Genomic DNA, 6,641 nt, shown 5'->3' with positions numbered 1-6,641 from the left:
GTCCTTGGGCTTGCTTTGGCAGGCAGACAGCAGAGTCAGCAGCACCAGCAAGCCTGAAAGCTGAAGTTGTTTCACCGTTTTCATAACACACACACTTATTGTAATCTAAACATCACCGGTATCGTATATTTCACCGATACGGCCTTACCATTCTGCTTGCCGGGAATCCATTTGGGCATGGACATAATCACACGGACAGCTTCTTTATCCAGATAGGGGTCTACACCTCTCAGCACTTTCACATCACGCACCTTGCCGTCGGCACCTACCACAAACTGGCAGGTTACACGCCCTTGCGTACCGTTTTCCTGGGCAATGGTCGGATACTTCATATTCTTGCTGATGAACTGCATCATCTCGGCCTGACCACCGGGGAACTGGGGCATCTGCTCTACCATATCGAAAACCTTTTCAGGTTCCGGTTCGGCCTGCGTCACCACTTGTTTCAAGTCGGCGATGTCCTTGCCGTGTTCCTCGTCATTACCTTTCACGTCGGCAATGGAGATGGCAACTTTCGTTTCCGTCAGTTCTGTCTGGCTTTTTATTTCATCCTCGTCCCTCACTTCCTCATCCTTTTTGATGACGGGAGCGGTAAACTTAATGGAGCTTTTCAATGCAGGCGGCGGTGGGGCCACGGGCTCTATCCGCTTCATCTCTTCCTGCTTCACTTCCGGTTCTTCCAGCTGCGAAAGGGTAGTCACTTCGGTCATCACCTCTTTCTGTTTGGGGGTAGCCATCTTTATCAGCGTAGGGATACTGAAACCTATCAATGCAATTACAATTACCAGTATCACGGCAATGTTGTGCCGTCTGGGAGAGGTCTCACGCATCTTATAGGCTCCATATGCTTTGTTCTTACCACTGAACACGAGGTCACACCATGCTTGGGAGCTTAAATCTACTTTAGCCATATTCTTTCCTTTCTTTGGGTGTTACACATCATTCAGCAATGTTCTGGGACAATTCGCCCTTGCTTTCGTAGTTCTTCATCAAGAACTCGTCGGCTTCGGCAATATCCGTTATCACATACTTACCTATATTACATATCTGCATTTCATCGAGAGCATCAATCAGATTCTTGTACGAAGACTTATCGGTAGCCTTGATGATGACTGTCGGCGTATCCTTTCCGCTTTTTATCTCGGAAAGCTGTTTCCGGTAGTCATCCTCTGATATCTTAAGATCCAGTTTCTGCTGCTTCAGTCTGTTCACCTCGTTCACAGCAACTCTATTACGTTGCAGAAGCATTGCCCGCAGACCATCCGCCTGATAGGTAGTTTCCTTCAGTGAAGTATAGTCCTTGTAGTTAGGTTCCCCTTCGTAATAATACAACTTGTTGTCATCCCCCAGCAACAGCGTGATGGCTTGGGAAGCCTTGACTTTGGTCTGCTGCTCCTCGGTGATGGTCTTGTCATTGCTCGGCATGCTTATCTCCATGGTCTGAGGTTTGCTCAGTGAGGTACAAAGCATAAAGAAGGTAATCAGCAACATGTTCATGTCCACCATAGGTGTAAAGTCCACCCTGACAGTCATTTTCTTCTGCTTGCTTTTTCCACCTTTCTTGTTGCCGCTTTCTTGTATTTCAGCCATAATGTTTCCTTTCTTGTTCTACTTGTAACTCGTAGCTTGTCACTCTTCACTTGTGGTCTTCAGAGAAGTAATCAGGTTGTACCGGTTCTCTCTGAGGTCCTGAAGTGAGTTCATCACATTTTTTATTACGGAATAAGGAGTATTGGCATCTGCCTTGATGGCAATGCGCAAATCACTGTTCACTGCACGGGCGTTGCGTACCCAGGCCTTGAACTGATTGTCAATACTGTCTGTCGGTATCCCCTCATTCTTCAATACAGCATCTTGCTGGTCTTGCGGCAAGTCGAGGTATTTCTTCATACTCTTCATCGGCACACCAAAGGTAGACGCCAGCATGAATTTTTTAGTTTCCTCCGGAGTGAAAGTCACTCCATACTCCTGCCCCATAGCTTCCAGCACTTCGCGCAAGTCGGACTGCTTGTCCAGACTCATAAATACTTTTCCGCTCGGATCGACCAATATCTGGAGTACATTTGTCTCCGGAATCTTAATCTCGGATACAGAGGCGGGAGTCGTTACTTGTACCGGCTCTTTCTTCACGAACGTAGAAGTCAGCATGAAGAAGGTCAGCAGCAGTACAGTTACGTCACTCATCGCCGTCATATCGATGAACGTACTTTTCTTTTTTATTTTCGCTCTGCCCATAATCGTTTCATTGAAAATTAAAATTGAGAATTCATTCGTTGAATAGATAATAGAAGCCTACGTCACAGCGCAGCTCCAACTATCAGCAGTCAACTATTTATGGGTAGCTGCAAAAGTCTGCACGATGGAGAAACCAACCTCATCGAGGCTGTAAGTCAACTTGTCAATCTTGTTTGTATAATAGTTGTAGGAGATAACGGCCAATGCACCGGTCAAGATACCGAAGGCAGTATTAATCAAAGCCTCAGAAATACCTTGCGACAGAGCCATGGAGTCGGCTGAACCTCCGGCTGCAAGGGCGGCAAATGAACGGATCATACCGATAACTGTACCGAGCAATCCCATCAATGTACCTAAAGTCGTGATGGTACCAATAATAGGAAGATTCTGCTCCATCATCGGCAGTTCCAGCGCAGTGGCTTCTTCCAATTCCTTCTGGATGGCAAGCAGTTTCTGGTCTTTGGACAGCTCTGTGTCATTCTCCATCTCGGCATACTTCTTCAAAGTGGCATTTACCACATTGGCTACAGAACCACGTTGTGAATCGCAGATTTGTTGTGCCTTCTTCATATCACCTTCAGCCAAGGCTGCTTTGATGTTAGCTACGAATTTCACCAATGACCCCTTACCAAAGGCAGCGCCAATGGCAATATAACGTTCAATACTCAGTGCGATGACAGTCAGCAAAAGCGTTTGAATTACAGGAACAATGAATCCACCTTTATAGATGGTACCGAGGAAGTTACCCGGCAACGGATGGTTGTTCGGGTCGTTGTTCATAAAGTTGGAGGGATTTCCCAACACAAAGTGAAAAATAAGCACGGCGATGATAAAACAGATTACGATTACCCAACCGGCGGATCTGATGCCTTTAAAAGAGGCTGCTTTTTTTTGAGTAGTTTCCATGATGAAAAGTTTAATTGTTGGTATTTAAATAGAGTTTTGAAAATAAAGCATAGGGATACGACTTCCCGCTTACGAACCGACAGGGCGTAATCATCCTTGCAACCTTAACTAACATATATGTACACTAAAGGTCACCTGCCTTCAGTCTCTTCAAGACAATAAGGAGAAAAAGGGGGAAATCAATAAGAAGAAAAGTTGGCTAAATCAAAATCCGCCGAAGCGTATAAATATAGTAATCACTGCCCGTCAATGCATAGTACGGGTCTTTATCTGAGTAGTATAATTTAGAGCGGCCTTGCACGAGTAGATTCTCGTGGTTGGATAACATCAAAAGAATGTTTCTGAGGAAAAGATTGTCTTCAATCACCCTGCGCAAACGCTGTTGATGAGAAGAGTAAGTTTCGGAAACCGGTTTGTTTCCCAGTTCGACATCCGTAGTCCATGCGAACTTGGTATTCGTGAACAATGAATTCTTCTTGTCAATACTATTGTCGGAAGTAGAAGAACATGAAGATAAAGAAGCGGAAACTTCAGCAGTTCCGGCCATTCTGTCATCCACCTGCACCAGGTCAATGGCTTTACCGCTAATGCTGCAAGTCAACATCAGTAGCATGCATATCCAGAATGTCTTTACAGTTGTTTTCATGTCGTCTAATGATTCTACAATAAATAACAGATGTCTCTCTTATTTGTTTTACAGCTATGTTACTTTCTTTTGTAAAAAGATTAAATTGTTCACTGATTAAAGGATTTACTATACCTTTTAATACTCTGTAAAGGTACGAAGAATATATGAAATACGAAAGTGGGAATAGGATATAAAATACTGATTTTAAACGTTTTTAATCATTCATTTAGCACCTTAATTCGGGAATTAATCTGATGAATATACGATGAATAATTATATATAATAAGGTATAGTGATTAGCGGTAGAAACGGAATGTTAGAGGAGAGGTATATAAAACGAACAAAGCCTCCGTATCCTTATCAGACACGGAGGCTTCTTCTGAAAACGGCGACTACCTACTCTCCCACTGTTACGCAGTACCATCGGCGTGACCGGGCTTAACTTCTCTGTTCGGAATGGGAAGAGGTGGAACCCCGGTGCTGTAGTCACCTGAATAAGGCAGACATGATGAGAAAAAAGTAAAGTGTCCATATATTGCTGAACGTATATACCTCCATACACGGAAGGCAAAAAGTGGACGGGCAATTAGTAATGCTCGGCTATGACATCGCTGCCTGTACACCTGCATCCTATCAACGTTGTAGTCTACAACGACCCTGAGAAATCTAATCTTGTGGCTGGCTTCGTACTTAGATGCTTTCAGCACTTATCCAATCCCGACTTAGATACCCGGCAATGCACCTGGCGGCACAACCGGTAAACCAGAGGTCAGTCCAACACGGTCCTCTCGTACTAGTGTCAGAGCCACGCAAATTTCATGCGCCCACGATAGATAGAGACCGAACTGTCTCACGACGTTCTGAACCCAGCTCGCGTGCCACTTTAATGGGCGAACAGCCCAACCCTTGGGACCTTCTCCAGCCCCAGGATGTGACGAGCCGACATCGAGGTGCCAAACCCCTCCGTCGATATGAGCTCTTGGGAGGGATCAGCCTGTTATCCCCGGAGTACCTTTTATCCTTTGAGCGATGTCCTTTCCATACAGAAACACCGGATCACTATGCTCTAGTTTCCTACCTGATCGACTTGTAAGTCTCCCAGTCAAGCGCCCTTATGCCATTACACTCTGCCGACGGTTACCAATCGTCGTGAGGGCACCTTTAGAAGCCTCCGTTACACTTTTGGAGGCGACCACCCCAGTCAAACTACCCACCAAACAGTGTCCCCGCAACAACGGGTTAGAACTCAAATAATCAAAGGGCCGTATTTCAACAGCGGCTCCACGGACACTGGCGTGCCCGCTTCAAAGCCTCCGGCCTATCCTACACATCAATTACCCAAATTCAATGTTAAGCTATAGTAAAGGTTCACGGGGTCTTTTCGTCCCATCGCGGGTAATCGGCATCTTCACCGATACTACAATTTCACTGAGCTCACGGTTGAGACAGCGTCCAGATCATTACACCATTCGTGCAGGTCGGAACTTACCCGACAAGGAATTTCGCTACCTTAGGACCGTTATAGTTACGGCCGCCGTTTACTGGGGCTTCAATTCAATGCTTCTCTTGCGATGACATCTCCTCTTAACCTTCCAGCACCGGGCAGGTGTCAGGCTGTATACTTCATCTTTCAATTTTGCACAGCCCTGTGTTTTTGTTAAACAGTTGCCTGGACCTATTCTCTGCGCCTCGCCGTTAAGCGAGGACCCTTTATCCCGAAGTTACAGGGTCAGTTTGCCTAGTTCCTTAACCGTGAATCACTCAAGCGCCTTAGTATATTCAACCCGACTACGTGTGTCCGTTTGCGGTACGGGTACCTGCAGGATTAAGTTTAGCGGATTTTCTTGGAAGTATGATTACACGCACTATTGGATTGTTCTAAGAACGCTCCATACTGTCAGGTTCGACTCTTGCTCCGGATTTGCCTGGAACAATCAGCATCTACACCCTTCAACGGACTATTCCGTCAGTCCGCGGCGCTGTCACGACTCCGTCTCCACGTCACTCCCACAGGTAGTACCGGAATATTAACCGGTTCTGCCATCGGCCTCGCCGTTCGGCTGAGCCTTAGGACCCGACTTACCCTGATCCGATTAGCGTTGATCAGGAAACCTTAGTCTTTCGGCGAGGGGGTTTCCCACCCCCTTTATCGTTACTTATACCTACATTTGCTTTTCCACACGCTCCAGCAAAGCTCGCGCTTCACCTTCGACGCCGAGTGGAATGCTCCCCTACCGATGATTTCTCATCCCAAAGCTTCGGTAGAATACTTATGCCCGATTATTATCCACGCCAAACTCCTCGACTAGTGAGCTGTTACGCACTCTTTAAATGAATGGCTGCTTCCAAGCCAACATCCTAGCTGTCTTAGCAATCTGACTTCGTTAGTTCAACTTAGTATTCATTTCGGGACCTTAGCTGTTGGTCCGGATTGTTCTCCTTTAGGACATGGACCTTAGCACCCATGCCCTCACTCCTGACATAGAACTGACACGCATTCGGAGTTTGTCAAGACTTGATAGGCGGTGAAGCCCTCGCATCTTATCAGTCGCTCTACCTCATGCCAGTATAAGTCAAGGCTGCACCTAAATGCATTTCGGGGAGTACGAGCTATCTCCAAGTTTGATTAGCCTTTCACCCCCACCCTCAGGTCATCCAGAAGCTTTTCAACGCTTATTGGTTCGGTCCTCCAGATGGTGTTACCCATCCTTCAACCTGCCCAAGGGTAGATCACTTGGTTTCGCGTCTACTCCTTCCGACTATACGCCCTGTTCAGACTCGCTTTCGCTTCGGCTGCAGATCTGAAATCCTTAACCTCGCCGGAAAAAGTAACTCGTAGGTTCATTATGCAAAAGGCACGCCGTCACACCAG

At 46.4% G+C, this 6,641-nt stretch carries 5 protein-coding genes and 2 rRNA genes (1 of these 7 only partly in view); all 7 read right to left on the bottom strand.

Going from position 1 to position 6,641, the window contains the following annotated elements; genetic code table 11:
• Positions 1-95 precede the first annotated feature (95 nt).
• Positions 96-911 (bottom strand): energy transducer TonB, encoded by an 816-nt coding sequence (locus ABUA47_RS00450; protein ID WP_005828639.1) that lies wholly within the window; start codon positions 909-911, stop codon positions 96-98.
• A 28-nt stretch (positions 912-939) separates the two neighbouring features.
• Positions 940-1,590 (bottom strand): ExbD/TolR family protein, encoded by a 651-nt coding sequence (locus ABUA47_RS00445; RefSeq protein ID WP_005828642.1) that lies wholly within the window; start codon positions 1,588-1,590, stop codon positions 940-942.
• Positions 1,591-1,629: 39 nt separating this feature from the next.
• Entirely contained in the window at positions 1,630-2,235 is a 606-nt protein-coding gene (locus ABUA47_RS00440; RefSeq protein WP_005828648.1) for an ExbD/TolR family protein, read from the bottom strand.
• Positions 2,236-2,328: 93 nt separating this feature from the next.
• Positions 2,329-3,141 (bottom strand): MotA/TolQ/ExbB proton channel family protein, encoded by an 813-nt coding sequence (locus tag ABUA47_RS00435; protein WP_005828650.1) that lies wholly within the window; start codon positions 3,139-3,141, stop codon positions 2,329-2,331.
• A 199-nt stretch (positions 3,142-3,340) separates the two neighbouring features.
• Entirely contained in the window at positions 3,341-3,787 is a 447-nt protein-coding gene (locus tag ABUA47_RS00430; RefSeq protein ID WP_005828652.1) for a hypothetical protein, read from the bottom strand.
• Between the two features lie 365 nt (positions 3,788-4,152).
• Positions 4,153-4,263 (bottom strand): 5S ribosomal RNA (gene rrf, locus ABUA47_RS00425).
• A 72-nt stretch (positions 4,264-4,335) separates the two neighbouring features.
• Positions 4,336-6,641 (bottom strand): 23S ribosomal RNA (locus tag ABUA47_RS00420); it runs 233 nt beyond the window's last position.

Source organism: Bacteroides sp. RTP31139st1_H2_RTP31139_211217 (genome assembly GCF_040227615.1).
GTDB classification, from domain to species: domain Bacteria; phylum Bacteroidota; class Bacteroidia; order Bacteroidales; family Bacteroidaceae; genus Bacteroides; species Bacteroides uniformis.
Note: the sequence above shows the minus strand (reverse complement) of the source record. Positions and strands in the feature narration are given on the sequence as shown.